Here is a 24,588-nt window from a genome sequence, read left to right on the forward strand (position 1 = left end):
GCTTAGGCTTCCTTTCTGCTTAAGAAAGCAAAATCCTCATCCTTGTAATAAAATAGAACAAAAAGAACAAGGAAAAAAGCAGAACAGGTTACATAGCAGTCTGCAACATTAAATACAGGAAAATCGATTAATTCAAAATAAAGAAAATCAACCACATATCCATAGGCTATTCTGTCGATGAGATTACCAATGGCACCTGCAGTAATAAACAGAGAGACAATCTCAAGGGGCCTATATTTTGGAGTATCAGGAAGTCTGTAATAGGCATAAACCACACCACAGAGAATAATGGATGTCATAATAAGAAAAAAGGCCTGTTTATTCTGAAGCATGCCAAAAGCAGCACCATGATTTTCCAGATAATGGAGAGAAAATACGTTATCTATAATGGTAATATCAGGATGTCCCTTTAAACTTGTCTTAGCCCACAGCTTCGTTAGTTGGTCGAGCATAATTAATAAAACAATAAAAAAACCGCCTTTTATCGTTTTTTTCATAATAATTGAACCCCCATAATATATTTAATAGCAGATAAAAGCTCTTCATCGGTAACCGTTTTATCAATAAAGGCCTCTCCTATCTTTTGCAGTAAAATGAACTTAATCGTACCAGCTTCCATTTTCTTGTCATTTTTAATTGTTTTAAGGATGGAATCATAAATCATATTCTGTTCCTGTAAGGTAATAGCACTTGGCAGATGGTAGCTTTCCAGAAGATGAATAATATCATTTAACTTCTCCAGGGCAATCAAGCCGCGTTTACAGGAAATAAAGGAAGCAGCTGCAATTCCCACAGCTACACATTCCCCATGAAGCATGGAAAAGTCCATGACCTTTTCAATGGAATGACCGATGGTATGACCGAAATTTAAGATGGCACGCTGTCCTCTCTCAAAAGGGTCTTCTTCTACAACCTGCTGCTTAATGTGGCAGCTTCGGTAAATAATTTCTTCTAAAACATCATAATCTCTGTCCAGAGCCTTTTCACTGTTTTCTTTTAAATATCCATAATAACTCTCATCAAGAATCAGTCCATGCTTGATAATTTCGCCAAAACCAGAGTAAAATTCCCGGTCAGGAAGTGTATTTAGAACCGACAGGTTCATGTATACAGCCTTCGGCTGGTAAAAGGCTCCAATCATATTTTTATAATTCTGAAAATCAACTCCTGTTTTTCCTCCAATACTACTGTCGACCATGGATAAAAGGGAGGTTGGGAGCTGTACGAAGGAAATGCCTCGCAAATATGTGGCTGCAGCATAACCGGTCATATCACCGATAACACCACCGCCTAAGGCAAATAAAAAGTCCTTCCGGTCAAATTGATGATTAATTAAACAGCTGTAAATCTGCTGTACCGTATTAAGCTCCTTATAGCTTTCTCCCGGAGGCAGAGCAAGAATATCAACAAAGGAAGCATGCTGATAGAGGATTTTATAAACTTTTTGGGCATAATGAACCTCAACATTAGAATCAGTAACGATTAAAGCACGATGTCCTTTCAGCTCCAGAGCGGAAAGCAGGTCATCCAGTCCGCTGTAATCCTGTTCGATTACAATATCGTAAATAGGTTTGCTTTCCTTATGAATTGTAATTTTTTTGCTCACAGTTTGAATCCCCCCTACGTTTTTAAATATCAAGAAATTCGAAAGAATCCTCTACCTCAGCAGGAATCTGTTCTTCTGCTGTTGGCATCTCCAGAGAAATCTTATCTAGTGGAAGCTCCTCCTCTACTGTTGCTGCTACTGACGCCTCTTCTGACACCTTTGGCTCTGTTATTTCTGCTTTCGGCTGCTCCTCTTCCAGAACCTCTTTTGCAGCAGCTGCAAAGGCTTCTTTTGCTTCATTTTCTACATTAGAAAGCTGTTCTGCCAAATCAGCTAAATCTTCCGTGTCTGAGGTGGCATCAAAGGATGGTATTTCGATATTAATTGGTTCAAAGGCTGGAAGAGAATAAGCTTTTGAATCCAAGAGCTCCATCTGGGCATTTAATATCTGCTTATACTGCTGGCGATAATTTTCAAATTGCTGCATCAATACAACTGTCTGGTTTTGAATCTTATCTATGGCCTTTTTTGCATCAGAAAGGGTCATCTGTGCTTTTACAGTTGCATTTTTTTCGATAGCAGCAGCCTTTTTTAAAGAGGCTGCTTTGGTAGATTCTGCTGTTTTTTCTGCCACAAGAAGGGTTTTTTGCAGAGTGCTTTCTAAATCCTTATAATACTGAAGCCCCTCATTTAAAACAGCAAGCTTATCCCTAAGCTCAACATTTTCTTTATATACCTTTTCATAGCTTTCAAAGATTTCTTCCAGGAAATCATCCGTTTCTTTCTTTTTATATCCAAAACCGCTCTTTAATGCTTTCCCTTGCATTTCTACTGGTGTTAACATAATAATTTCCTCCTAAAGTTTATTAATATTAGTAAATAAGTAATACAACCCGGTATTTATTTTTCTTTGTCTGGCTGCCGCCATCCATATACTGAAAACGTCCCATGCCTCTAACAGAAATAATATCTCCCTCTTTTGGAACAAAGCTATTAGAAGTAATCAATCTACCGTTCACAAAAACCTTACCGCTACTAATCAATCCGCTTAAACTGGAACGGGAAGAATGAAAGGCAGTAGCTAAAAGAGAGTCCAGGCGGATAGAGCTTACTGTACCAATAACCTCTTTTCTCTCCAGACTGCCGGAAACCGCATTACCGGAAGACTCTATAAGCATCACAGAGGTATGCTTTATCCTTGTTAGCTCTGAACACAGAAACTCCTTAATATCTCTGTGACAGAACAAATAAGCACAATTTTCTCCTACAACGATATCTCCAATTTTACAACGGTCAATTCCCAGATTTAAAACAGCTCCCAGATAATCACGATGCGTCAAACGGTCACTGAATTTTTTGTTTAATGGAGAAATCAAAAGGCTGGCAATCGGATAATCAATATTAGGAAAAGAGTCATCTTCATAAAAACAGACAACTCTTCTTTCAGCTTCCTCATAACCGCCCCAAAGGGCATAGTTAATAAAAGATATTTCTTTTAAGTTTGAAAATAAAAGACTTATTTCATTTAAATTTAAAAAATCGGAATAGGTGCAGATACCTCGATGATACGCTGTATTTGCAAGCTCTGTAAGACGTTTTTTAAAAAGCTCGTCTTCTTTTGTCAGGTTCATGATTTTCCTCCTAATAGCTGCTTAGCTGATAAAACAGAGTCTGTAAATAGGAAAATAAAAGCAGGGCAATCATAGGTGAAAAATCTCCCAGGCCGCTTTTGAAAACAGAATGCTTAAGCAACAGCTGAATCAATGAAAAAATCGGCTGTAAAAGCTCATATAGAACCCTGCGGATAGCTGATCCAGGAAACCATACACTTATAATATACAAAAACAACACGCCCTCCAGTATAATAAAAAAGTAATATAAGGCGAGAAAAATCATTGAAAGCATGCGTTAAAACTCCTTATTCAAGTTTGGTACGCCAAAACCAATATCAGCAAGATCCAGATAATCACCAGAAATATCTACTGTATCCGGTGAGAAAATAAAGATATACTTGGAAATCTGGTGAAGCTTTCCATTGATTGCATATACACACCCGGAAATAAAGTCCATAATCCGCTGGGCTTCATCGGAATCAAAGCCTTCGAGGTTAACTACAGCTGCTCTTCCTGTCAGTAGCATATCACAGATATCCTGGGAATCCTCAAAGGAAGAAGGCCTCATGATACATACTTCAAAGCCGCGGGAGGTTGTGCGAATTGGCACAATTTTATTATTTGTCGTACGTTCCATACGAGAGGATGGACGTTCCTTTTTCGCCTCAGGTACTTCTTCTCTTTTTACAGGACGTTCCCTGTCTGCAAATTTTGGTGCCAAAGCCTCCTTCTGGCGAGAAGGTAAAGCTGTAGGCTTTACCTTCTTAGGCTCTAACTCTTCCTCTTCTTCAAAATCATCAATATAGTCTTCGTAATCATCTTCGTTTAATTTTAATGAATTAATAAAGTTTCTTACAATATTTGGCATATTAAAATCTCCTTATCTTCCACCAAAAATACCGGTACCAACTCTTACATGGGTAGCACCCTCTTCTATGGCTATTTCAAAGTCACCTGTCATTCCCATTGAAAGTATCTCCATATTAATATTATCAATGTTTTTACTTTTGATGTCAATATTTAATTTCTTTAAATTGCGAAAATGTATCCTGTTTTCTTCTGGATTTTCGACAAAAGGAGCAATCGTCATCAGTCCACGCACCTTTATATGAGGCAGGGAAGAAATGGCGGTAACAAGCTCCAGGGTATCCTCTGGATAAACTCCGAATTTACTTTCCTCTTTTGCAACATTTACTTCAAGCAGAATTGGGCATATGATATTTTTCTTTTCTGCCTCCAGGTTAATCTGCTCAGCAAGCCGCAGGCTGTCAACGGAATGAATCAGATGTACCTTATCTACAATATATTTTACTTTATTCCGTTGCAGATGGCCGATCAGATGCCAGTTTAAAGGCGCTTGAATCTCAGCCTCCTTATACGTTAGCTCCTGTACTTTATTTTCGCCAAAATCAATGATTCCGGCTTCCATTGCCTCTTCAATCATTTCAATGGGCTTTGTTTTACTGACGGCCACTAAAGTGACCTCTTTTCTGTCTCTTCCGGCACGCTTACAGGCTTCATATATCCGTCCTTCTATTTCTGCCAGTTTTTCCTTTATCATAAAAATCAATCCTTCTTTTTTTGATTTACAATTTCTGACTCACTAATTGCATTCGCATCGACTACAATATGATCGTAAGCCGATAAACCATAGGCGGTTCCTTTTTTTACAATAGCATATTCCTTATTGGCATATTCCTTCTCAATAACCCGGAATACTGCATAACCTTTATTTACATTGTACACGCCTTCCAGTGTACCTGTTTTAGAAAGCTCGTATTCACTCCCCGAATCAGCTTTTTGTATCGTATCTCCAGCAGACAGATTCTCGGACTCAATATAATAAAAACCATCTTCTGTTTCGTAAAAAACAGTAACTGGAGTAAAGGTATATTCAGCCTCGCCTTTTTTATTGAAGGCTTCCTTAATGACACCCATTGTATTTTTCGTACCACCGATATTCACATAGTCCGTCGGAACCATTAAGAATTCCTTTTCCAAAATGGCAGTAACCGGTATTTTTAAACCTTGTGCTGAATTCAGTAAAAGCTCAATATCCAGATAGCGGTCATTCATATAGCGGATGACATATTTATTAAAGGATAAAGCAGCAAAATAATCTCCTCCATTTTCCAAGAAAGTTAGGCCTGCAACTGTCTTTACTTCATCCTTTTTGAAAATAACAGTAACCTTTTCCTTTTCTTTTAGCTTATCATACTGGGTGTCGGTCAGGGCAATGACAATCTGCCAGTCCTCACTGTTAATCATTTTGTATACAGGATCTCCCGATTTTACGGCTTCACTGGAACGGAGCTGGGTTCTTTCTTCCTTCATATTCTCAAAGTCGGCCTTGGTTATAGCAGAAGCCTTAAGAGCCTCTTTTCCATCCATCGTATAGCTGATGATGCCGCTTTTCTTTGAAGAAACCAAAGAAAAGAAGCTTTTGTCACCAGTGGATTTCATGATTTCCTTTAAATTAGATACCAATGTACTGCTTCCTGTTTCTAAAACCGTATTTTCCAAATCGTAGCAAAAATCCTTTACAGCACTGTAATTGCTGTCTGTATAAGATTTTCGGAAAGAAGAAATATCATTGCGGATTCGGGCACGATCATCGGCAGAAACCGTGCCTTCTTCATCACTTTCCATAATTTGATTGTAAATACTACCATTTTCATCTACGGAGTAAATAATATCATTTTTCCCGATACGCTCACCTTCACCAATATAATAGTTGATATAACCGGCTCTGTCCGTATAATAAATAGTTTCATCCCGTAGAGCAATCCCCTTGAAGTGATTATCATCAGCAATACTTTTTTCTGTTACTTCATAGATGCTGGTAGGATCCTTTTGAAAATAACTGACACAAATGACAATCATATAAACCAGAATAATTAAAAAAATAATTACTCCAAGGTTAATATGAATTGGTCTTCTATATCGTCTTACATTACTATGCCTATTTGCCAAGAAAATGCCTCCATTTTTTAACACATACTGACTATTAATTATACTAAATTTCTATTTAAAAAGAAAGTATAAATTTTTACAAATGTAAAAGACAGACTGTCTCCAATCTGTCTTTCACGCTTATGTAAGGAAAATTTATTTATAAAGCAACAATGATGTCTTTTTGTACACTTTCTGGTATTTGCTCTTTATTCAATGATACGCTTAATACAAAATCAATATGGAAGGCTTCAGAAATCTTGGTGAGCTTTTTCAAAACCTCTTCAAGACCTGCCTCTTCTACACAGGCAACCTTCAAAAAGCTGTCCAGATACACTTTTTCCAAATCATGGTCCTGGGAAATAATACCACAGATAAAGCCAAGAAATTCATTATAATTGGAAACGAGAAAATCCTTTACATTGATAAGACGTACTTTGTTATTTAACTCATACATATGCTTGGTGCTTTTGTCAAGGTAAACTACATTGCCATTAGCTGTTTTGATATCTGTATTTACCTTTTCCAGAAGAATTTTTGTTTTGCCTTTACCTTTTTCGCCTGCAATAATTTGTATCATTGTAATCTCCTCCTTAATTCACTACAAATTCTCACGAAGATGGGAAAAATTTGCAGAAATTTGTTTTAATTGTATAGCTTTTGAATAACTATAGGATAATTATAGTACGAAATTTACAAAAATACAACTACTAAATCAGTAAATTTATAAATATTTTTATTCTTCCATTTGCAGTAGCTGAAACATCTGTGAAAACAGCGTATCTCCGGTCTCAGATTTAAAAATAACAGAAATAAAGGAATGACCACTTTTATTTTTACTTAAAAGAACAAGACAGGCCCCCGCTTTACCGGTAGTTCCTGTTTTACCACCAATTACAGTGACTCCATCGGGAACTGCTTCTTTTCCGATGAGATATCGATTCGTTGATTCGTAGGAAACTGTATGTGTAACCCCGTCTTTATCTTCGTAGGAAATCCTACAGGATGGTGACTGTATAATGGATAAAAAGGTATCATCTTTGATGCATTCATTAAAGATTAAATAAACATCGTAGGTTGTAGTATAATGTTTACTATCATGAAGTCCGTGAGGATTTACAAAATGAGAGCCAGTTGCTCCGATTCGCTTTGCTTCTTCATTCATAAGAGCTGCAAATTTTTTTTCACTTCCTGCAATGTGTTCTGCAATAGCAATTCCAGCATCATTTCCAGAATAAATTAAAAAAGCACATAACAAATCTTCCAGAACGATTTTATCACCTTCCTGGAAGCCGCACTTTTTCGCACCCCATTCACTGATATGAGATGCTCTATAGCTTACCGTTACTGTATCCGTCAGATTGCCGTATTTTAAAGCAACAAGTGCAGTCATAATTTTCGTCACACTGGCTGGATAAAGCTTCTGGTAAATATTGTCTGCATAAAGTACCTTTTTATCTGTAATATCAAAAATCAGGGATGAAGCAGCGTCCATACCGTTTATATAATCAACATCCCTATTTTTAGGAACAACACATAAATCCTTCGTAAAGGGTATTGCTTCTGTTAGTGATGAACCACCTATAACCCCATAAATAGGAAGTTCCGACTGCTTCTTCCGAAAACAGCCTGTCAGAAAAAGGCTGCCTGCTAAAAGAAAGCAGAAACACCTAATCGAACCCCAGTTAGTTTTTAAGAATTTCACGCCACTCCAGATCTCCTCTGTCTAATGCCTTGATTAACAGCTCTGCTGTAGCAAGATTAGTTGCTAACGGGATATTATGCATATCGCACAGCTTTACGACATTATCAACATTTGGCTCATGGGCTTTTGCATTAGGATCCCGAAGAAAAATAACTAAATCAATTTCGTTGTGCTCAATCTGAGCTCCCATCTGCTGTTCACCGCCTAAATGACCGGCAAGAAATTTATGAACGGAAAGATTGGTAACTTCCTCTATTAGTCTTCCAGTCGTGCCGGTTGCATAAATTGTATTTTTACTTAAGATACCGCGATAAGCAATACAAAAGTTCTGCATCAGCTTTTTCTTTGCGTCATGTGCAATCATTCCAATATTCACAAGAATACCTCCTTTTATTTATAGTAAAGTTATAACATAGAAAATCCACCATGTCTACCTCTGGATGAAGATTGATAATCAATATTTAATATTAGCCCGATACCAATCATACTGCCAGCCATGGAGCTCAGGCCTGCACTTAAGAACGGAAGAGGCAAGCCTGTGTTTGGGAGCATACGGGTAGCTACGCCAATATTAGCAAATATCTGAAACATAAACATTGCTGCAATTCCAATAGCAATTAACATTCCAAGACGGTCATAGGCGGCTCTGGATGCTTTTACACAAAGGATAACAACAGCCGCCAGCAAGGCAATTATGATACAGCTTCCAATAAAACCTACTTCTTCTCCAATCACAGAAAAGATAAAATCAGCCTCATTAATATCAACGTATCGATAGCCACGGGTATCAGAGGCGTTGGACATAAAAGACTTTCCAATCAGCTGTCCTGAGGCAATTGCCTGTACTGAATGATTCTGCTGGTACATGGTCGAATTTGCATATTTTTCAGGATTTAAAAAGCCGATAATACGTTCTAACTGATAATCCCTCAAAATAACCTGATACGGCTGCTGAATGTACCAGAACAAGGCAATAAATGCCGGAACACCGATACCGAGGATCGGCAGTACAATCTTATAAGATAATCCTGCAGTAAATGTCATAATAGCAAATAAAAAAATCATAACCATGCTGGAGGATAGATCTGATTGTACCAGAACAAAACCTGTTGGCAGTACCATGATAAGCGTAGCCATCACCAGAGTACGGAGCTGGTTCATACGTTCTTCTCTCTTATCCAGAAAAACAGCCAACGTCAATACCAAAATAATCTTTGTAAGCTCTGAAGGCTGCAAATTGATTCCTGGCAAATCCAGCCATCGGTAGGAACCGGTATTTAAATCCGTACCGAGCGGTGAAAATTTGGTGGCAGCAACCATCAAAGTTCCAACGATATAATATAGTATTACAAATCGGCATATAAAATGATAGTCAATGAAAGAAACAAAGCTTGCAATAATAAGCCCGGCAACCAGTCCAAAGAGCTGTTTCTTAAAAGCTCCCGGTCCTTTTTCTGCTCCGCTGGCAAGGCCGATAAACCAGGCCCCTGCAATGCCAAGTATTGTAACTACAAAAAGTAGAAAAAAATTATATCGTTTTAATGCCAAAGTCAGCTTCTGTTTTGAAAAATTCAAGTCAAAACTCCTTGTATTACGCATTTACAATCCATCCTTACTATTTGCTGGTATGTCTTAAATCTTTGATTGGAATGTTTGCGAAAAGTGCTGGCACAGCTCCATTATTACCTTCAGATTCTGTCTGGGTAATTTTAATATCTAACCCTTCAACGTCAATTTCAACATATTTTGAAATTACCATAATAATATCATTTTTCATCTGCTCCATAATTTCTGGAGAGCAGTTTGCACGGTCTGATACTAAAACCAGTTTCAGTCTGTCCTTGGCTACATTTCCAGAGGACTTTTTCTTAAAGAAATCTGCAAAACCCATAATAAAAATCCTCCTTAATTCTTCTTAAATAAGTTCGTCAGCTTGGACATAAATCCGGTTTTCACAGATAAATCAAGCAATGGAACATCTTCCCCAATAACTCTGCGGCAGATATTCATATAAGCTTGTCCAGCAAGTGTGTCATTTCCAACCAATGGTTCACCCTGGTTCGTAGAAATAACGATATTTTCATCATCAGGAACAATACCAATTAAATCAATGGCCAGGATTTCTACTACGTCATCAGCAGACATCATGTCGCCTCTTTTTACCATATCCGGACGCAGACGGTTTACAATAAGATGTGTATTCTTCAGTTCATTTGACTCTAACAGACCGATAATACGGTCAGCATCACGAACTGCAGATACCTCTGGAGTAGTAACTACTAATGCACTGTCAGCACCTGCAATCGCATTTTTGAAGCCCTGTTCAATACCGGCAGGACAGTCCATTAATATGTAATCAAATTCCTCTCTCAGCTCGTCTGCCAGCTTTTTCATCTGCTCCGGAGTTACGCTTGTCTTATCTCTTGTCTGTGCAGATGGTAAGAGATACAGATTTGGATAACGCTTGTCCTTTATCAGTGCCTGCTTGATACGGCAGTTACCTTCTACTACATCCACCAGATTGTATACGATCCGATTCTCAAGGCCTAAAACAACATCAAGATTTCTAAGTCCTATATCCGTATCAATTAATACGACTTTTTTATTCAGCTTTGCCAAGCCTGTTCCTACATTGGCTGTAGTTGTAGTTTTACCAACACCGCCTTTTCCAGATGTAATTACAATTACTTCTCCCATTTTAATGGACCTCCATTCTCTTGTTTACCTTTTTATTTTAAAATAAATGAATGTCATTTATAACATCTCTGCTCAAAGGCTCAATATACAGATTGCCGTTTTCAAGGTAAGCAATCTGTGTATTCCTGATATTATTCTTTGCCGCTATATTTGGCTGATCCGGACAACGTGCAATAACCTCTGCTATTTTAACCTGTACCGGTGCCATGTCAAGGGCCAGAACAAAAGCATTTTGGTTGCCGGAAACACCTGCATAGGCATTTCCCTTCAAGGCTCCAAGGACAACAATGTTGCCAGTAGAAACGACCTTGGCTCCCGGATTGACATCCCCTAAAATAATAATACTTGTCGCTACCTCTAAAACCTGGCCACTACGAAGATTCCCCTTATAAAACTGGCCGGTATTGGTATTTAATTCCATCAGACGGTCATTCAGGCTCTTTTCCATAATAGCCTGCTTACGCTCATCTGTTTCAGTGACACATACTATATTTAAATCGGTAGTATCATCAATAATATCCAGAATTTCCCGCTGTTCTTTGTCTGAAAGAGTTCTGCCTTCAAAGCTTAAGGCCATGGCAGCATCGCCTAAAAAAGCGGCAGAAGCCTGTAGCTTAACTCGAATTCTTTCTTTTAATTCTGCAAAGTCCAAGGAAGCATCCAGCACAAGAATAATGCCGGATTTAGTACCCTTTATGATTACCGAATTGTCCATAGCATTTCCTCCTGTAATTAGTCTGCAACTCTTCCGCTGACACTTACATTATCATCATCATTGGAAGAAGTATCCTTAAAATAATATTTATAAATATCCCTTGCTGTAGTCGCAGCATTGGTAGAGGTGTAACCATTTGGTATGGTAACCGTTACTGCGATTTTTGGTTCTTCATATGGTGCAAAGGATACAAATAATGCATGGTTTGGATGAGATTTACTTTCCTGGGCAGTACCCGTTTTACCAGCAACTGTAAAGCTTAACTTGTTAAACAGATAAGAAATAGAGCTTTCAGGACCATATACTACTTTATACAGCCCGGATTTTAAAAGGCTGAAGATTCGGGAAGAAATAGAAAGCTTATTATAGATTTCTGCTTCATTGTCCAGAATGATATTTCCATCCAAATCCTTTACCTTATCTACTATGGTGAGATTATAACAGGTACCTTCATTGGCAACCGTAGTAATGTAGCGTGCCAGCTGGGCAGGGGTAAAGTTATTCGTACCCTGGCCGATTGCCGAACGAATTGAGTCACTATCCGAGATATGAGGCTCATATTCATAAAGCTCAATTCCTGATGTCTCTCCTAATCCAAACATTTTAGCATATTTTTCCAAAGTTTTCAAACCTTTTTCGCTCTTATAAACACCATTTTTTAGACTCATGCGGTATCCCATTTCATAAAAGAAATAATTACAGGATACGCCAATGGCATCTGTTACATCCAGATGGCCATGAGAGCCTGATGTTTTCCAGCATTTGGCAGGATGCTCCTTATCTACCTTATCAAAAGCTACCGGTGAATTGACCCGTTCAACAGGCTGCAAGACACCACTGTCTAAGGCTGCAGTTGCCGATACCAGCTTAAAGGTAGAACCTGGTGCCGTCTGCTGCTGTAATGGACGGTTCATAAGCGGATAGGCCTTGCTTTCATTTAAATAAGCAAAATATTCCGAATCAATCCGGTTTGCAAACTTATTGTTATCATAGCCAGGATAAGAAACCAATGCCAGTACCTCTCCGTTGCTTGGATCGGTAACAACAGCAGAGCCGGAGCATGGCTCCAGTGCCAGCTGGCCTGGAGTGATTTTCAGCTTTTTAATCTGGTCAATCAGAAAACTATAGGCTGATACTCTTCCACTATTCAGCTTTTCAATCTGTCCCTCATCATATTCCAAAACACCCTGGTCAAACAACAAAATACAGATTTCCCGGCCTGAAAGTTTATAGGAAAAAATCATAGTACGATAGATTTTTTTAGTAAAGCTCTTGTCCTGCTTAAGAGCCTTTTCAATATAATCCAGAAGCTTCTCATAAAGCTCCTCCGTACTGTAAAAATCATCGCCTGCTTCCAACTGGGTAAGGTCAATCCAATTGTTTGCAATTGCCGTTTTTAACAAGCGGCTTAAGCTTGTTTTATCTGCGATATAGTCCTTATAAACACTGTTATTTATGTCAATGGAATCTGTAAGCAGTACTTTATTGGACTTTAACATGGAGTAAACATAATCAAGGTATTCCTCCATAGTATTACCATAGCTTTTATTGGCCTTTTTCTCCTCAGAGGATAGAACATTTTTTATCGATTTCAATGCATTTTTTTCCTCGGATAAAAATTTCTGGTACACACTTTGTTCAGTGGAGGTTGCATTTTCGTCATCCAGCTTTTTGATATCAATCACATTATTTTCAATCAGAGCATTATAAACCTCATAGATTGGAATTTTAATATTATTTGCAGACTCTCCCTTGGTTCCATAATCCATGCCATTATTAATCTGGGCACAGAGAATGGAAGCTATCTTTTTCTCTAAAATATCATAGGCTTTTTTCTGAAGATCGGCATCTATGGTAATATATAAATCATTGCCTGCCGTAGACTCTTCACGGTCTGTAATATCAATGACCTTGTTATTTTCATTTACAAGGAGCCTTTCCTGCCCTTTTGTTCCATGAAGATAGCTTTCGTATTCCTTTTCCAGACCGGTTTTTCCAATCTGGTCTGTCTGTGTATACTTATCTGCTTCACCAGAGGCTTCAAGCTCAGCAAGCTCATCTGCAGTTACTGTTCCTGTATACCCAAGAATATGAGCAAAATATTTGCTGTCATTATAAACGCGGTGTGTTTCCTGGACAATTTCAACTCCAGGAAGCTCTGCACTGCTTTCTTTAATGGCAGCAACCGTTTTATCTCGCAAATCCGTTGCAACAGTGCTTGGAAGCCAGCTTTTATATCGGTTCATAAACAAAGAAAAACGAATAGACATAATTTTTAAGGTATCTTCCACACTGTAGTTTTCTGAGATATTAAAGCAGCAGGAACCATTGCCATCGGAACGGATATAGTCATAAATATCCTGGGCACTGGCATTTGCCTGCTCGGTACTCAGCTTTTCTTTATTGGATAGAGAATAAACATCCTTTTTAAAGCGTATCAGGGAATTTCCCTCAACGGTAAATTGAAGATTACCACCCTCATCCTGCACAATGGAAAAATCAGAAATAATACTATCTCCGTTTTCTTCGATCAGCTGAATCAATTCATAAATCATGGAATTCTTTTCTTCATTCGTTGTCAGAGCTCCGATGTCTTCAACTGTAACAGAGTAAGATAATTCATCATAAGCTAAGAGCTTACCATTGCGGTCATAGATATTACCCCGGGTGCTTTTTAAGTACCTAAGCTTTTCGTCCCGGATAATGCTTTGATTCTTATAGGTCTGTCCTTCAATAATCTGAAGGACAAAAATCTGCCGAATCAGTAAAAAAAACAGTATAAAAAATATAATGGAAACAGGGAATAATCTGGACTGTGCAACACCCTTGATCTTATTCCAAATTGAATCCAGCATCTTTTTCAAGCCTCCCTTTTTTCCATTTTCTCCAACCAGCTGTTGATTGTATGAAACAGCTTGTAGAATAAAACAGACAATAAAACAGTGTAAATCAGCTCTGGGAGCATAATTCTCCTTAAATAGAAAAAGAAATTAAGCCGTCCCCGGAGCAGAAATTCAAATACATAATATAAAAAATCATAAATAAAGTCACTGGCAGCTACTAATACTACAGGAATAATAATATCATCACTGTAATACATTTTATTAACAAAACCGTTTATATAACCAATGAGCATATAGATAAAAGCATATATGCCTACAACATCTCCAAAAATACAATCTACTAAAAGACCGCAGCAAAAACCGATGTAAAGTCCTTCCTTTTCTCCTCGCATATAGCCAAAGGCTACGGTAAGAATCAGTAAAAGATTTGGCACGACATCTGCCAGAGAAAGCATCTGAAATATCGTTGTCTGAAGTAAAAAACAGACGGTAATCAGCAGAGCAAGTGTTATAAAACGTTTCATTTCAGAGAATCTTCTCCTTCTAGTAAGTAATGGCTTCCTTAGGAAGCTCTTTTTTCAGTTCGGTAATGACAAGAACTGTATCCAGAGAATCAAAGGATACAGCAGGTGTTAAATAACCTGACTGGGTCATATTAGAGGAATCTACAGAAATACTGTTGACATAACCAATCAGTATTCCTTCCAGGTAACGGTCACTGATATGAGAGGTAACAATTTCATCTCCCTCTTTAATATCAGCATCCCTATCAGCTAGCTCAAGTTCAATTAATCCCTGGTCAATCAGCTCCAGATTACCTTTAACATTACAAATATCAGAGGATTTTAATGTCATACTGCTGACATTGCTTTTATCGTCAATAATGGTACGAACCTTGGACCAGTTCTCACCTACTTCAGTGATAATGCCGACAAGACCATCCCCTGCAATCACATTCATATTGACAGAAAGGCCATCCTTGGAGCCCTTATCAATACAGAACTGGTTATACCAGTTGTTGGAATCACGACTGATGACTCTGGCAGCAACCTTTGGGTAACTGGCATATTTTTCATCCAGTTTATAAAGCTTACGCAGGTCATCCAGTTCGTATCTTTCCTGCTGCAATATTTTATTTTCATAAGAAATATTAGCCAATTCTTCTTTTAACTGGTTGTTTTCTTCAATCAGCTTTTCCATCGTTGTAAATATCTGTGCTCTGTCGAAAAACCAGGTTCCTACAGAGTTGATACCCTTCTGCATCGGAGTAACAACTTCACCAGCAAAGCTTTTTACCGGTGCCAGCTTTTCCTCGTACTGAAAGGAAACGATAATCAGTACAAAGCAAATCAGTGAGAAAGCAATCAATACGACTTTAGGCTCAATAGGAAGCTTTGTTCTACGCCTCATATTGCCCTCCTTTTATTACAAATTCATTTACTTTAATTTTGCTTTCGAAAAAGCGGTCTGAATAACACCGGCTGACAGCTTATTGGAACCGCCGTTTTCAATCAAGGAGCCAAGTCCGTTAGCTACGGTATTTTCAGGATCCTCTGCCAGGTTGACATTTAAATTGGTCTCATGGGAAAAGAGCTTGTCCAAATCCCGCATTTGGGAGCAGCCGCCGGTTAAGTAAAGACCAGAACGGTAAATATCTGCGGAAATTTCCGGTGGAGTTCTCTCTAAAATCATTTTTACAGAGTCAATAATGGTAATTAGAAGCTCTTTTACTACCTCGTTCACTTCATCAGAAAAAATTTCCATTTCACAAGGAAGTCCGGTTACAACATTACGGCCACATACAAATAAGGACTCCTTTTGATCCGCATAGGCAGATACCAGATTAGTTTTGATATGCTCTGCTGTCTTATCGCCAATCACCAGATTATAACGCTTTTTTACAAAAGCTTTAATTGCCTCATCAATGCGGTTGCCACCCAGGGGAAGAAGCTTGCTTAGCACGATACCGCCCAGGGAAAGAATAGAAATCTCTGTTGTATCAGCTCCAATATCTACCGTCAGGACGCCGTGGGCATTATAAATGTCTAACCCCATGCCAAGGGCTGTTGCAATCGGCTTTTCTACCATACCAATGGTTTTACTCTTTACACTGGAATTTACAATTAAGTCGTGGAAGGATTTTTTTTCTACCTCTGTAATATCGGTTGGAACAGCAATCAGAAAATCAGAGGCAGCACCAAAGGCTGTCTTTTTTCCAATCAGCTGTTCAAAGAAATGGTTCAAAAGCATCTGCATATGTGCAATTTCAGCGATAACACCAAGCTTTACCGGATAGGACACACTAATATGCTTTGGTGCTTTTTCACACATTTCATAGGCTTCATCACCAGCTGCAATCAGATCCTTTTTATTGGCAATGGCAATGACATTTTTTTCGTCTAAAACAATACCTTCACCCTTTTTGTATATTTTTATCTTACTGGTTCCAAGATCGATACCAAACATCTTTTTTGACATTATAAAAATCCTTTCTCTTTTAAACTGATATATTCATTATCTCCAATTATGATGTGATCCATAAGCCGGATTCCCAATAAATCTCCCGCATCCTTAATCCGTCTGGTAGTTGCCAGATCGGCGTGGCTCGGCTGCGGATCTCCGCTGGGATGATTATGGAGAAGTACAATGAATACAGCTCTATGCTTTAGTGCCAGGAGAAAAATCTCCCTTGCTTCCAGCGGAGAGGAATTAACCGTCCCGGCAAAAACTACAGATTCCTTTATAATATGGCATTTCGTATCCATCATAACAAGAATGACTTTTTCCTGCAAAAGGTGCCGCATCCTGGGAATATAACGTCTGGCCAGTTCCTTTGGTCCATGGAAGGACTTTTTTTCTACAGAAAAGCTGGAAATACGTTTTCCAAGCTCTACTGCTGCTAAAAGCTGTATTGCTTTGACACGTCCAATTCCCGGAAGCTCCATTAGCTCCTGCATGGTTGTATAAGCCAGAAAAGAAATTCCCTCATTATTTTCTTCCATAGAAAGAAGACGCTGTGCCAATTCAACCGATGACTCGGTACGGGTACCGCTTTTAATAATAATCGCCACAAGCTCTGCGTCTGATAAAGCCTCTGCACCTAACTGCTCACATTTCTCATAGGGCTGCTCAGATAATGGGAGTTCCTTTGTAGTTATATGCTGTTTTTTCATATTTTCTGTGGTCAGAAACCATCCGCCTAAAACTTCAAAGTACATTTTAACATAAAACAGCTAATTTGTATACCTAACTTTCCCAACAAACTATGACAATTTTATTAATTTTTCTTCATATAATTTCTGCAAAGACATTAGAATACCAAGCTTCGCATGATACCAGGTAAGTCCGCCCTGGAAATAGACGGCATATGGTGGTTCAATTGGTGCATCGGCAGAAAGCTCTATTGAAGAGCCTTGAATAAAGGCACCTGCTGCCATGATAACATCAGAATGATAGCCTGGCATGGCCCATGGCTCTGGAGTCACAAAGCTGTCTACCGGTGCTGCTGCCTGAATGCCCTTGCAAAAAGCAATAATCCGCTCAGGGGAGCCTAAGGTAACAGCCTGAATAATATCATAGCGTGGCTCAGAACCGTTTGGAATAACTGGAAATCCAAGCTTTTCATAAGCATTAGCAGCAAAAATCGCACCTTTTAGTGCACCGGACACGACCTGAGGTGCCATGAAAAAGCCCTGGAACAGCTGATTGTTAATCCCAAGGGTTGCACCGACTTCTTTTCCAAGTCCAGGAGCCGTCAGACGATAAGCACAGTTATCAACGTACTCTTCCTTTCCAACGATATAGCCACCGATTGGAGCCAGTCCGCCTCCCGGGTTTTTAATCAAAGAACCGACACACAAATCAGCTCCTACATCACTTGGCTCTAGGCTCTCCACAAATTCACCGTAGCAGTTATCTACCATACAGATTATATCCGGCTTAACACTCTTTACAAAGGAAATCAGTTCTCCAATCCGTTCTACAGAAAGGGTTGGACGGGTCTGATAGCCCTTGGAACGCTGAATAGTTACCATTTTGGTTCTATCATTCATTGCCTTTTTAATGCCATCAAAATCAAAGCTGCCATCCGGCAGAAGGTCTACCTGGGCATAGGTTACACCGTATTCTGCCATAGAGCCCTTGGTTGGCTGGATACCGATAACACCCTCCAGAGTATCATAGGGTTTCCCAACTGGGGATAAAAGCTCGTCCCCAGGTCTTAAATTTGCAGCCAGTGCTGTACTTAAGGCATGGGTTCCACAGGTCAGCTGTGGACGCACTAGTGCAGATTCCGCATGGAAGGCAGAGGCATAAACGGCCTCCAGGGTCTCTCTTCCGATATCATTGTAGCCATAGCCGGTAGTGGCAGCAAAATGTACATCACTGACTCGGTTGTCCTGCATAGCCTTGATTACTTTAAGTTGGTTGTATTCAGCAATTCGGTCAATTTCATCAAAACGCTCCTTAAGACCATCTAAAATATCTTCACAAAAATTCATAATCTCTTTGGAAATGGAAAGCTCCTGATAAATATGATTTAACTGTTCTTTCATTTTTATCCTCTTTTCTCTTCCCAGGGAAGAATCCCCTGTATTTTAAGTTGTCCAAGTATAGCATCTAAAAGCTCCTCCTCAGACATATACTTACTTTTATCAAGCCAGATAACCTCTTTCTCTCTTTTAAACCAGGTTATCTGTCTTTTTGCAAAATGTCTGGTATCACGTTTTAAAATATAGATAGCTTCTTCAAGAGTTGAACGCCCCTCCAGATAAGCAATGATTTCCTTGTAGCCAAGGCCCTGCATGGAAACCATCTCCTTTTTGTAGCCTCTTTGTAAAAGACCTTTCACCTCTTTTACAAGCCCATTTTCCAGCATCTTATCAACCCGTTTGTTAATCCGATCATACAAAAGTGCCCTGTCATTAGTTAAAACAAAGTAGGCAGCATTATAGGGACTTATTTTCTGTCGTTCTTTTTCGTTGTGTGCAGAAATAGGCTCGCCGGTCTGGTTATAATACTCCAGGGCACGAATGACCCGCTTTACATTATTGGGATGAATTTTTTCTGCCGAAGCCGGATCCACCTGCTTCAGCCTTTCATGAAGAGCTAGTTCTCCCTGCTCCCTAGAAAAGCTCTCCAGCTCCCTACGAAAAGACTTATCCTCTTCATTTTCTGTAAAATCAATGTCATAAAGCACTGCCTGGATGTAAAAGCCGGTACCACCTACCAGAATCGGAATTTTTCCCTTGGCATAAATCTGGTCTATATAGTACTTTGCCAGCTGGGAAAAGCGGACTACATTAAAGCCCTCCTCCGGAGAAAGTTCATCCACCAGATAATGTGGAATTCCCTGCATTTCCTCCGGTCTTATCTTAGCTGTTCCTATGTCCATATATTTATATACCTGCATAGAATCTGCAGAGATAATTTCTCCGTTTACAGCTTTTGCAAGGGCAATGGAAAGCTCAGTTTTTCCAACAGCAGTCGGTCCTGTCAGTATAATAAGTGGCTGTTTCATTACTTTTTCCTCATACAATACGTTTAAATTTCTTCTCAATCTCCTGCTTTGTCATGGAAACAATAACCGGCCTTCCATGGGGGCAGTGATAGGGATTTTCCAGCGTCATAAGCTCATCAATCAATGCCCTGGCCTCTGCCTCAGAAATCTGTTGATTTCCTTTTACGGCAGCTTTACAGGACATGGATGCAACTTTTTCCAAAATGAGCTCCGGATTTTTTTTGCCATCCTCTTCTACCAGGCTGTCAATCAGCTCCAAAAGCAGCTCTCTTGCTGCAATACCGTATAAATCAGCAGGTACAGCACGAACAGAGTACTCCTTGCCACCAAAATGCTCAATTTCAAAGCCAAGTCGTTCCAAAACTGTAAGATGCTCTTTTAAAGCGGCTTCCTCTCTCATAGTAAAAGAAATAATCAGCGGAGGATTGAGAAGCTGGGAGGTCATTTCTTTTATTTTAAGAGCAGCCATTGTTCGCTCAAATAATACTTTTTCGTGAGCTGCATGCTGGTCAATCAAAAACATTTTATCCCTGTACTCGATAATCCAGTAGGTCTTAAACAGCTGACCGATAATTCGGTGTTCCTTTACCGCTTCCCTGGAAAGCAGCTGCTCTTCAAATAAATCCATCTGCACTGGCGGCTCTGTCAGGACGGCAGGCTTTATAACCTCTGATAATACAGGCAAAATAGCTTCTTCCTCCCGAACAATCGAAGGAAGAGGCAAAGGTACAGTCTCCTGCCGGCGTTTTAGTTCAAAAGGCTCCGGAGCTTTTGTTATCTCCTTTTTTAGGCTTGTCGGTTTTTCCTTTTTTTCCGTGCCGATTACAACCTCCGGTATCAGCTCCCTTCTGGAAAGTGCCTCTGAAATAGCATCGTATACAAATTGGAATACCTCTTCCTGATTACTGATACGGATTTCCATTTTCGTCGGATGTACATTGACATCAATCCGGGCAGGGTCAAGCTCTAATATAATACTGGTAAAAGGGTATCGATGTGTCATGGAATAAGGCTTATAGGCCTCTTCAATGGCTTTGTTGATAATGGCACTTTTTATATACCGCCCATTAATGAAATAATTCATATAATTTCGGTTGCCCCGGGAAATTATCGGTTTGCCGATATAACCTGTCAATCGGAGTCCGTTTTTTTCTGTATTGAGCTCTAGAAGCTGTCCAGCGATATCCCTTCCGTATACATGATAAATAATTTCTTTACAATTAGAATTTCCAGATGTCTGGAGCTTAATCTGGTTGTTATTTATAAATTTAAAGGAAACCTCTGGATGGGAAATGGCCAGACGTTCTACCAGGTCATTTACATACCCCGCCTCTGTCATAGCTGATTTTAAAAACTTCCTTCTGGCCGGTGTGTTAAAAAATAAGTTTCGAACCAAAAAGGTTGTACCATCAGGACAGCCAATCTCTTCTAATGACTTTTCCTGTCCTCCGTCAATGACAAAACGATTTCCTGTAAGACTTCCTTTCGTTTTTGTTACCAGCTCTACCTGGGCTACTGCCGCGATGCTGGCAAGGGCCTCACCCCGGAAGCCCAGGCTGGAAATATGGAACAAATCCTCAGCGGAACGGATTTTACTGGTGGAATGCCGCTCAAAAGCAAGGCGTATCTCCTCCTTTGGGATGCCACAGCCATTATCTGTAATGCGGATAAAGCTTATACCGCCTTCCTTTATCTCTATAGTGACAGCACTGGAGCCGGCATCAATTGCATTTTCTACCAGCTCCTTTACAACGGCAGCAGGACGCTCTACTACCTCTCCAGCCGCTATTTTATTTATGGTATTTTCATCAAGTAAAACAATTCCCATGGTTACCATCTATCCTTTACTTTTGTCTGTAGCTTATAAAGCGTATTTAAAGCATCAATCGGTGTCAGGTTAGCCAAATCCAGATTGCGAAGCTCCAGAATAATATCCTCGGAGGAACGTTTGCTGTCCATAGCATCGAAAATCGACATCTGGAAAGCCTCCTCTGATACTGTAACTGCTGTTGCAGCGGCAATCTTCTTAGCCCGTTGCGTAATATCGTGGTTAGCAAGCTCATCGGCAATTTCTCGGGCACGGCTTAATACACTGGCCGGAACTCCTGCCAGACGGGCTACCTGGATACCATAGCTTTGATCCGCTCCACCTCTTACAATTTTTCGTAAAAATACGATATCATCCCCCTGCTCCTTGACGGCGATACAATAATTATTTACACTATCCAGCTTTCCTTCCAGCTCTGTTAGCTCATGGTAATGAGTCGCAAACAGGGTTTTGGCACCTAAAAGCTTAGGATTACTGATATGCTCAACAACTGCCCAGGCAATACTTAGCCCGTCAAAGGTACTGGTTCCGCGGCCAATCTCATCCAGAATTAAAAGACTGTCTTTTGTTGCATTCCGCAAAATATTGGCTACCTCTGTCATCTCTACCATAAAGGTGCTCTGCCCGGAGGCTAAATCATCAGAGGCTCCTACACGGGTAAAAATACGGTCCACAATACCAATATCTGCACCTTCTGCCGGTACAAAGCTTCCAATCTGAGCCATAAGGACAATCAGTGCCGTCTGTCGCATATAGGTGGATTTACCAGCCATATTAGGTCCTGTAATAATCGAAACACGATGATTTTCGTTGTCAAGATAAGTGTCATTGGCAACAAACAAATCATTTACAATCATCTGCTCTACTACCGGATGACGGCCATTTTTTATATCAATAATTCCCCGTGTATTGATGTGAGGACGTACAAAGTTATTTCGTTCCGCTACCAATGCCAAAGAAGTAAATACATCGGCTCCGGCTACTGCCTTGGCCGTCTTCTGAATTCGTGGTATCTGGGCTGCAATCGAATCCCGGATTTCACAAAATACATTATATTCCAGGGTAAACAGCTTGTCCTCTGCTCCCAGGATAATATCCTCCAGCTTTTTTAGCTCATCACTTGTATATCTCTCGGCATTAGCCAGGGTCTGTTTGCGTACCCAGTGAGGTGGAGCCAAATCCTGATAAGAATTCGTAACCTCAAAATAATAGCCGAATACCTTATTGTATTTGATACGGAGATTTTTGATACCTGTGGCTTCCTTTTCCTTTGCTTCCAGCTCGGCCAGCCAGTCCTTACCCTCGGTTTTTGCTTTCCTAAGAGTATCAATTTCTTCATGATATCCTGTCTTGATGATACCGCCATCCCGAATGGAAATCGGTGGTTCCTCTTCTATGGAATCTTCAATAAGCCGGCATAAATCCTCCAGAGTATCCAAATCTTCACAAATATCCTGCCACAAAGAGCCTGTCAGACTGGTTAATAAAAAACGGATATGCGGCAGCATGGAAAGAGAGGTCTCAAAGGCTATCATATCCCTTGGATTTGCTGTTTTATAGCTGATTTTACTAATCAGACGCTCCAGGTCATATACAGGATTTAAATATTCCCTAAGTTCTTCTCTTGTAATTACATTCTGATTCAGTTCCTCAATCGCATCCAGGCGGCGGTTAATCTCTTCCTCATCAATCAGTGGCTGCTCCAAAAAGCTTCGCAGCATCCTGGCTCCCATAGCAGTTTTCGTTTTATCCAGTACCCATAAAAGAGAACCCCGTTTATTCTTTTCCCGCAAAGTTTCGGTAAGCTCCAGATTTCTTCTGGTAGAGCTGTCCAGCACCATAAAACGGCTGGTAACATAAGGTGTCAGCGTTGTCAGATGAATCAGGGCATTTTTCTGAGTTTCCTGAAGATACTGCATAACTGCTCCTGCAGCAATTGTACCTATTGTATAATCCTTTAGTCCTAATCCATCTAAAGATCCGGTTTTAAAATGCTCTTTCAAGCTCTTAATACACAAATCATCATCAAAATACCAGGGATCCAGGGCAGAGATGGAGATGGAAAGCCGGTTCTTCAAGTCCTCCAGGTCGATACCAGATACATAAAAGGAGTCATTGCAGATAATCTCTGACGGCATAAAACGGTTGATTTCATCCAAAAGCTTACGCTCCGTGTCAATTTCAGTGACATAATAATCTCCTGTAGTAACATCAACAGTAGATACACCGTAGGCATTCGTTGTATAAACGATCCCCATCAGATAATTATTACGGCTTTCGTCCAGAGATTGAGTATTCAGATTTGTACCAGGAGTTACAATACGGATAACCTCTCTTTTTACAATTCCCTTTGCCTGCTTTGGATCCTCTACCTGCTCACAGATAGCAACCTTATAGCCTTTTTCAATTAATTTATTTAAATATGCATCCACTGCATGATAGGGGATACCACACATCGGTGCCCTTTCTTCCATACCGCAGTTTTTTCCTGTCAGGGTGATTTCAAGCTCCTTCGAGCAGGTCAGGGCATCCTCAAAAAACATTTCATAAAAATCGCCCAGACGATAGAATAAAATACAGTCCTTATATTCCTTTTTGGTTTCCAGATACTGCTGCATCATTGGTGTCATTTGTGCCATATTTTTCCCTCTTTATTCATCTATTGTATCCTCTAAAAGATTGTCTCCATCTGCTGCAGTAGTAGCCAGCTCATCGCAGCGTTCATTCTGGGGATGCCCATCATGCCCCTTTACCCAGATAAACGTTACCTGATGCGGCTTTTTTGCCTCCAGCAGTCTTTTCCATAAATCCACATTTTTAACAGGCTCATTCCTCCCACGCTTCCAGCCTTTTTTTATCCAGCCGTCAATCCAATGCTCATTAAAAGCCTTAACAAGATACTGGGAATCAGAATAAAGCTCTACCTCGCAAGGCCGGTTTAAGGCCTCCAGACCAATAATAGCAGCCATAAGTTCCATCCGGTTATTGGTGGTTTTTTTATAACCGCAGGAATACTCACGGATATGCTCACACCCCTTTTGGTCGGTATAGCTCAAAATCGTGCCATAACCGCCGGGACCGTCCGGGTTCCCTCTGGCAGAACCATCGGTATATATTTTAACTAGCATAGTAATTTCTCTCCTTTTTAAGCTAACAATTTATTATACATGA

The 24,588-nt window shown here is 39.8% G+C and carries 25 protein-coding genes; all 25 read right to left on the reverse strand.

Going from position 1 to position 24,588, the window contains the following annotated elements; all coding sequences use genetic code 11:
• Positions 1–2 precede the first annotated feature (2 nt).
• Positions 3–497, reverse strand: coding sequence for a signal peptidase II (gene lspA / locus ASU35_RS04270; RefSeq protein WP_058351818.1), 495 nt, complete (start codon positions 495–497; stop codon positions 3–5).
• Positions 494–1,606: a 3-dehydroquinate synthase gene (gene aroB, locus ASU35_RS04275; RefSeq protein WP_058351819.1), complete on the reverse strand. Its 1,113-nt coding sequence runs from the start codon at positions 1,604–1,606 to the stop codon at positions 494–496. Before aroB ends, lspA begins: the two co-directional genes overlap by 4 nt.
• 22 nt (positions 1,607–1,628) lie before the next feature.
• Complete coding sequence (locus tag ASU35_RS04280) at positions 1,629–2,390, reverse strand: DivIVA domain-containing protein (protein ID WP_058351820.1); 762 nt, start codon at positions 2,388–2,390, stop codon at positions 1,629–1,631.
• A 28-nt stretch (positions 2,391–2,418) separates the two neighbouring features.
• Entirely contained in the window at positions 2,419–3,177 is a 759-nt protein-coding gene (locus tag ASU35_RS04285) for a YlmH/Sll1252 family protein (protein ID WP_058351821.1), read from the reverse strand.
• 10 nt (positions 3,178–3,187) lie between these two features.
• Positions 3,188–3,451, reverse strand: a complete 264-nt coding sequence (locus ASU35_RS04290; RefSeq protein WP_058351822.1) for a YggT family protein — start codon at positions 3,449–3,451, stop codon at positions 3,188–3,190.
• Between the two features lie 3 nt (positions 3,452–3,454).
• The gene (locus ASU35_RS04295) at positions 3,455–4,027 is read right to left on the reverse strand and encodes a cell division protein SepF (RefSeq protein ID WP_058351823.1); all 573 of its coding nucleotides are present in this window, start codon (positions 4,025–4,027) and stop codon (positions 3,455–3,457) included.
• 12 nt (positions 4,028–4,039) lie between these two features.
• Complete coding sequence (locus ASU35_RS04300) at positions 4,040–4,720, reverse strand: YggS family pyridoxal phosphate-dependent enzyme (RefSeq protein WP_058351824.1); 681 nt, start codon at positions 4,718–4,720, stop codon at positions 4,040–4,042.
• A gap of 5 nt (positions 4,721–4,725) precedes the next feature.
• On the reverse strand, positions 4,726–6,132 hold the full coding sequence (locus ASU35_RS04305; protein WP_058351825.1) for a biotin/lipoyl attachment domain-containing protein: 1,407 nt from the start codon (positions 6,130–6,132) through the stop codon (positions 4,726–4,728).
• Between the two features lie 139 nt (positions 6,133–6,271).
• Positions 6,272–6,691 (reverse strand): hypothetical protein, encoded by a 420-nt coding sequence (locus tag ASU35_RS04310; RefSeq protein ID WP_058351826.1) that lies wholly within the window; start codon positions 6,689–6,691, stop codon positions 6,272–6,274.
• Positions 6,692–6,847: 156 nt separating this feature from the next.
• A complete protein-coding gene (locus tag ASU35_RS04315) occupies positions 6,848–7,816 on the reverse strand; it encodes a D-alanyl-D-alanine carboxypeptidase family protein (RefSeq protein WP_058351827.1) in 969 nt (322 codons plus the stop codon).
• Positions 7,797–8,192 (reverse strand): methylglyoxal synthase, encoded by a 396-nt coding sequence (locus ASU35_RS04320; RefSeq protein WP_058351828.1) that lies wholly within the window; start codon positions 8,190–8,192, stop codon positions 7,797–7,799. Before ASU35_RS04320 ends, ASU35_RS04315 begins: the two co-directional genes overlap by 20 nt.
• A 29-nt stretch (positions 8,193–8,221) precedes the next feature.
• The gene (locus ASU35_RS04325) at positions 8,222–9,415 is read right to left on the reverse strand and encodes an FtsW/RodA/SpoVE family cell cycle protein (protein WP_058351829.1); all 1,194 of its coding nucleotides are present in this window, start codon (positions 9,413–9,415) and stop codon (positions 8,222–8,224) included.
• A 16-nt stretch (positions 9,416–9,431) separates the two neighbouring features.
• Positions 9,432–9,707 carry a cell division topological specificity factor MinE gene (gene minE / locus ASU35_RS04330; protein WP_058351830.1) on the reverse strand — a complete coding sequence of 92 codons (276 nt, stop codon included), beginning with the start codon at positions 9,705–9,707 and terminating at the stop codon, positions 9,432–9,434.
• Between the two features lie 14 nt (positions 9,708–9,721).
• Positions 9,722–10,513: a septum site-determining protein MinD gene (gene minD, locus ASU35_RS04335; protein WP_058351831.1), complete on the reverse strand. Its 792-nt coding sequence runs from the start codon at positions 10,511–10,513 to the stop codon at positions 9,722–9,724.
• 37 nt (positions 10,514–10,550) lie between these two features.
• Entirely contained in the window at positions 10,551–11,228 is a 678-nt protein-coding gene (gene minC, locus ASU35_RS04340) for a septum site-determining protein MinC (protein WP_058351832.1), read from the reverse strand.
• A 17-nt stretch (positions 11,229–11,245) separates the two neighbouring features.
• A complete protein-coding gene (locus tag ASU35_RS04345; RefSeq protein WP_058351833.1) occupies positions 11,246–14,083 on the reverse strand; it encodes a penicillin-binding transpeptidase domain-containing protein in 2,838 nt (945 codons plus the stop codon).
• A gap of 5 nt (positions 14,084–14,088) precedes the next feature.
• Positions 14,089–14,595, reverse strand: a complete 507-nt coding sequence (mreD, locus tag ASU35_RS04350; protein ID WP_058351834.1) for a rod shape-determining protein MreD — start codon at positions 14,593–14,595, stop codon at positions 14,089–14,091.
• Positions 14,596–14,614: 19 nt separating this feature from the next.
• Positions 14,615–15,481: a rod shape-determining protein MreC gene (mreC, locus tag ASU35_RS04355; RefSeq protein ID WP_058351835.1), complete on the reverse strand. Its 867-nt coding sequence runs from the start codon at positions 15,479–15,481 to the stop codon at positions 14,615–14,617.
• 27 nt (positions 15,482–15,508) lie between these two features.
• Positions 15,509–16,549, reverse strand: coding sequence for a rod shape-determining protein (gene mreB / locus ASU35_RS04360; protein WP_058351836.1), 1,041 nt, complete (start codon positions 16,547–16,549; stop codon positions 15,509–15,511).
• On the reverse strand, positions 16,549–17,289 hold the full coding sequence (gene radC, locus ASU35_RS04365) for a RadC family protein (protein ID WP_242861197.1): 741 nt from the start codon (positions 17,287–17,289) through the stop codon (positions 16,549–16,551). Before radC ends, mreB begins: the two co-directional genes overlap by 1 nt.
• A 45-nt stretch (positions 17,290–17,334) precedes the next feature.
• Positions 17,335–18,624 (reverse strand): methionine gamma-lyase family protein, encoded by a 1,290-nt coding sequence (locus ASU35_RS04370; protein ID WP_058351837.1) that lies wholly within the window; start codon positions 18,622–18,624, stop codon positions 17,335–17,337.
• A 2-nt stretch (positions 18,625–18,626) separates the two neighbouring features.
• A complete protein-coding gene (miaA, locus tag ASU35_RS04375) occupies positions 18,627–19,589 on the reverse strand; it encodes a tRNA (adenosine(37)-N6)-dimethylallyltransferase MiaA (RefSeq protein WP_058351864.1) in 963 nt (320 codons plus the stop codon).
• Positions 19,590–19,599: 10 nt separating this feature from the next.
• Positions 19,600–21,417 carry a DNA mismatch repair endonuclease MutL gene (gene mutL / locus ASU35_RS04380; protein WP_058351838.1) on the reverse strand — a complete coding sequence of 606 codons (1,818 nt, stop codon included), beginning with the start codon at positions 21,415–21,417 and terminating at the stop codon, positions 19,600–19,602.
• A gap of 2 nt (positions 21,418–21,419) precedes the next feature.
• Complete coding sequence (gene mutS / locus ASU35_RS04385) at positions 21,420–24,056, reverse strand: DNA mismatch repair protein MutS (protein WP_058351839.1); 2,637 nt, start codon at positions 24,054–24,056, stop codon at positions 21,420–21,422.
• 12 nt (positions 24,057–24,068) lie between these two features.
• Positions 24,069–24,545: a ribonuclease HI gene (gene rnhA, locus ASU35_RS04390; RefSeq protein WP_058351840.1), complete on the reverse strand. Its 477-nt coding sequence runs from the start codon at positions 24,543–24,545 to the stop codon at positions 24,069–24,071.
• Between the last annotated feature and the right edge of the window lie 43 nt (positions 24,546–24,588).

It is taken from the genome of Acetivibrio ethanolgignens (assembly GCF_001461035.1).
Lineage (GTDB): Bacteria > Bacillota > Clostridia > Lachnospirales > Lachnospiraceae > Velocimicrobium > Velocimicrobium ethanolgignens.

Coding starts and splice junctions, on each gene's coding strand:
- lspA (WP_058351818.1), bottom strand. CDS start 497: ATGAAAAAAACGATAAAAGGCGGTTTTTTTATTGTTTTATTAATTATG.
- ASU35_RS04280 (WP_058351820.1), bottom strand. CDS start 2,390: ATGTTAACACCAGTAGAAATGCAAGGGAAAGCATTAAAGAGCGGTTTT.
- ASU35_RS04285 (WP_058351821.1), bottom strand. CDS start 3,177: ATGAACCTGACAAAAGAAGACGAGCTTTTTAAAAAACGTCTTACAGAG.
- ASU35_RS04290 (WP_058351822.1), bottom strand. CDS start 3,451: ATGCTTTCAATGATTTTTCTCGCCTTATATTACTTTTTTATTATACTG.
- ASU35_RS04295 (WP_058351823.1), bottom strand. CDS start 4,027: ATGCCAAATATTGTAAGAAACTTTATTAATTCATTAAAATTAAACGAA.
- ASU35_RS04300 (WP_058351824.1), bottom strand. CDS start 4,720: ATGATAAAGGAAAAACTGGCAGAAATAGAAGGACGGATATATGAAGCC.
- ASU35_RS04310 (WP_058351826.1), bottom strand. CDS start 6,691: ATGATACAAATTATTGCAGGCGAAAAAGGTAAAGGCAAAACAAAAATT.
- ASU35_RS04325 (WP_058351829.1), bottom strand. CDS start 9,415: ATGCGTAATACAAGGAGTTTTGACTTGAATTTTTCAAAACAGAAGCTG.
- minE (WP_058351830.1), bottom strand. CDS start 9,707: ATGGGTTTTGCAGATTTCTTTAAGAAAAAGTCCTCTGGAAATGTAGCC.
- minD (WP_058351831.1), bottom strand. CDS start 10,513: ATGGGAGAAGTAATTGTAATTACATCTGGAAAAGGCGGTGTTGGTAAA.
- minC (WP_058351832.1), bottom strand. CDS start 11,228: ATGGACAATTCGGTAATCATAAAGGGTACTAAATCCGGCATTATTCTT.
- ASU35_RS04345 (WP_058351833.1), bottom strand. CDS start 14,083: ATGCTGGATTCAATTTGGAATAAGATCAAGGGTGTTGCACAGTCCAGA.
- mreD (WP_058351834.1), bottom strand. CDS start 14,595: ATGAAACGTTTTATAACACTTGCTCTGCTGATTACCGTCTGTTTTTTA.
- mreC (WP_058351835.1), bottom strand. CDS start 15,481: ATGAGGCGTAGAACAAAGCTTCCTATTGAGCCTAAAGTCGTATTGATT.
- mreB (WP_058351836.1), bottom strand. CDS start 16,549: ATGTCAAAAAAGATGTTTGGTATCGATCTTGGAACCAGTAAGATAAAA.
- radC (WP_242861197.1), bottom strand. CDS start 17,289: ATGTACTTTGAAGTTTTAGGCGGATGGTTTCTGACCACAGAAAATATG.
- ASU35_RS04370 (WP_058351837.1), bottom strand. CDS start 18,624: ATGAAAGAACAGTTAAATCATATTTATCAGGAGCTTTCCATTTCCAAA.
- miaA (WP_058351864.1), bottom strand. CDS start 19,589: ATGAAACAGCCACTTATTATACTGACAGGACCGACTGCTGTTGGAAAA.
- mutL (WP_058351838.1), bottom strand. CDS start 21,417: ATGGGAATTGTTTTACTTGATGAAAATACCATAAATAAAATAGCGGCT.
- mutS (WP_058351839.1), bottom strand. CDS start 24,056: ATGGCACAAATGACACCAATGATGCAGCAGTATCTGGAAACCAAAAAG.
- rnhA (WP_058351840.1), bottom strand. CDS start 24,545: ATGCTAGTTAAAATATATACCGATGGTTCTGCCAGAGGGAACCCGGAC.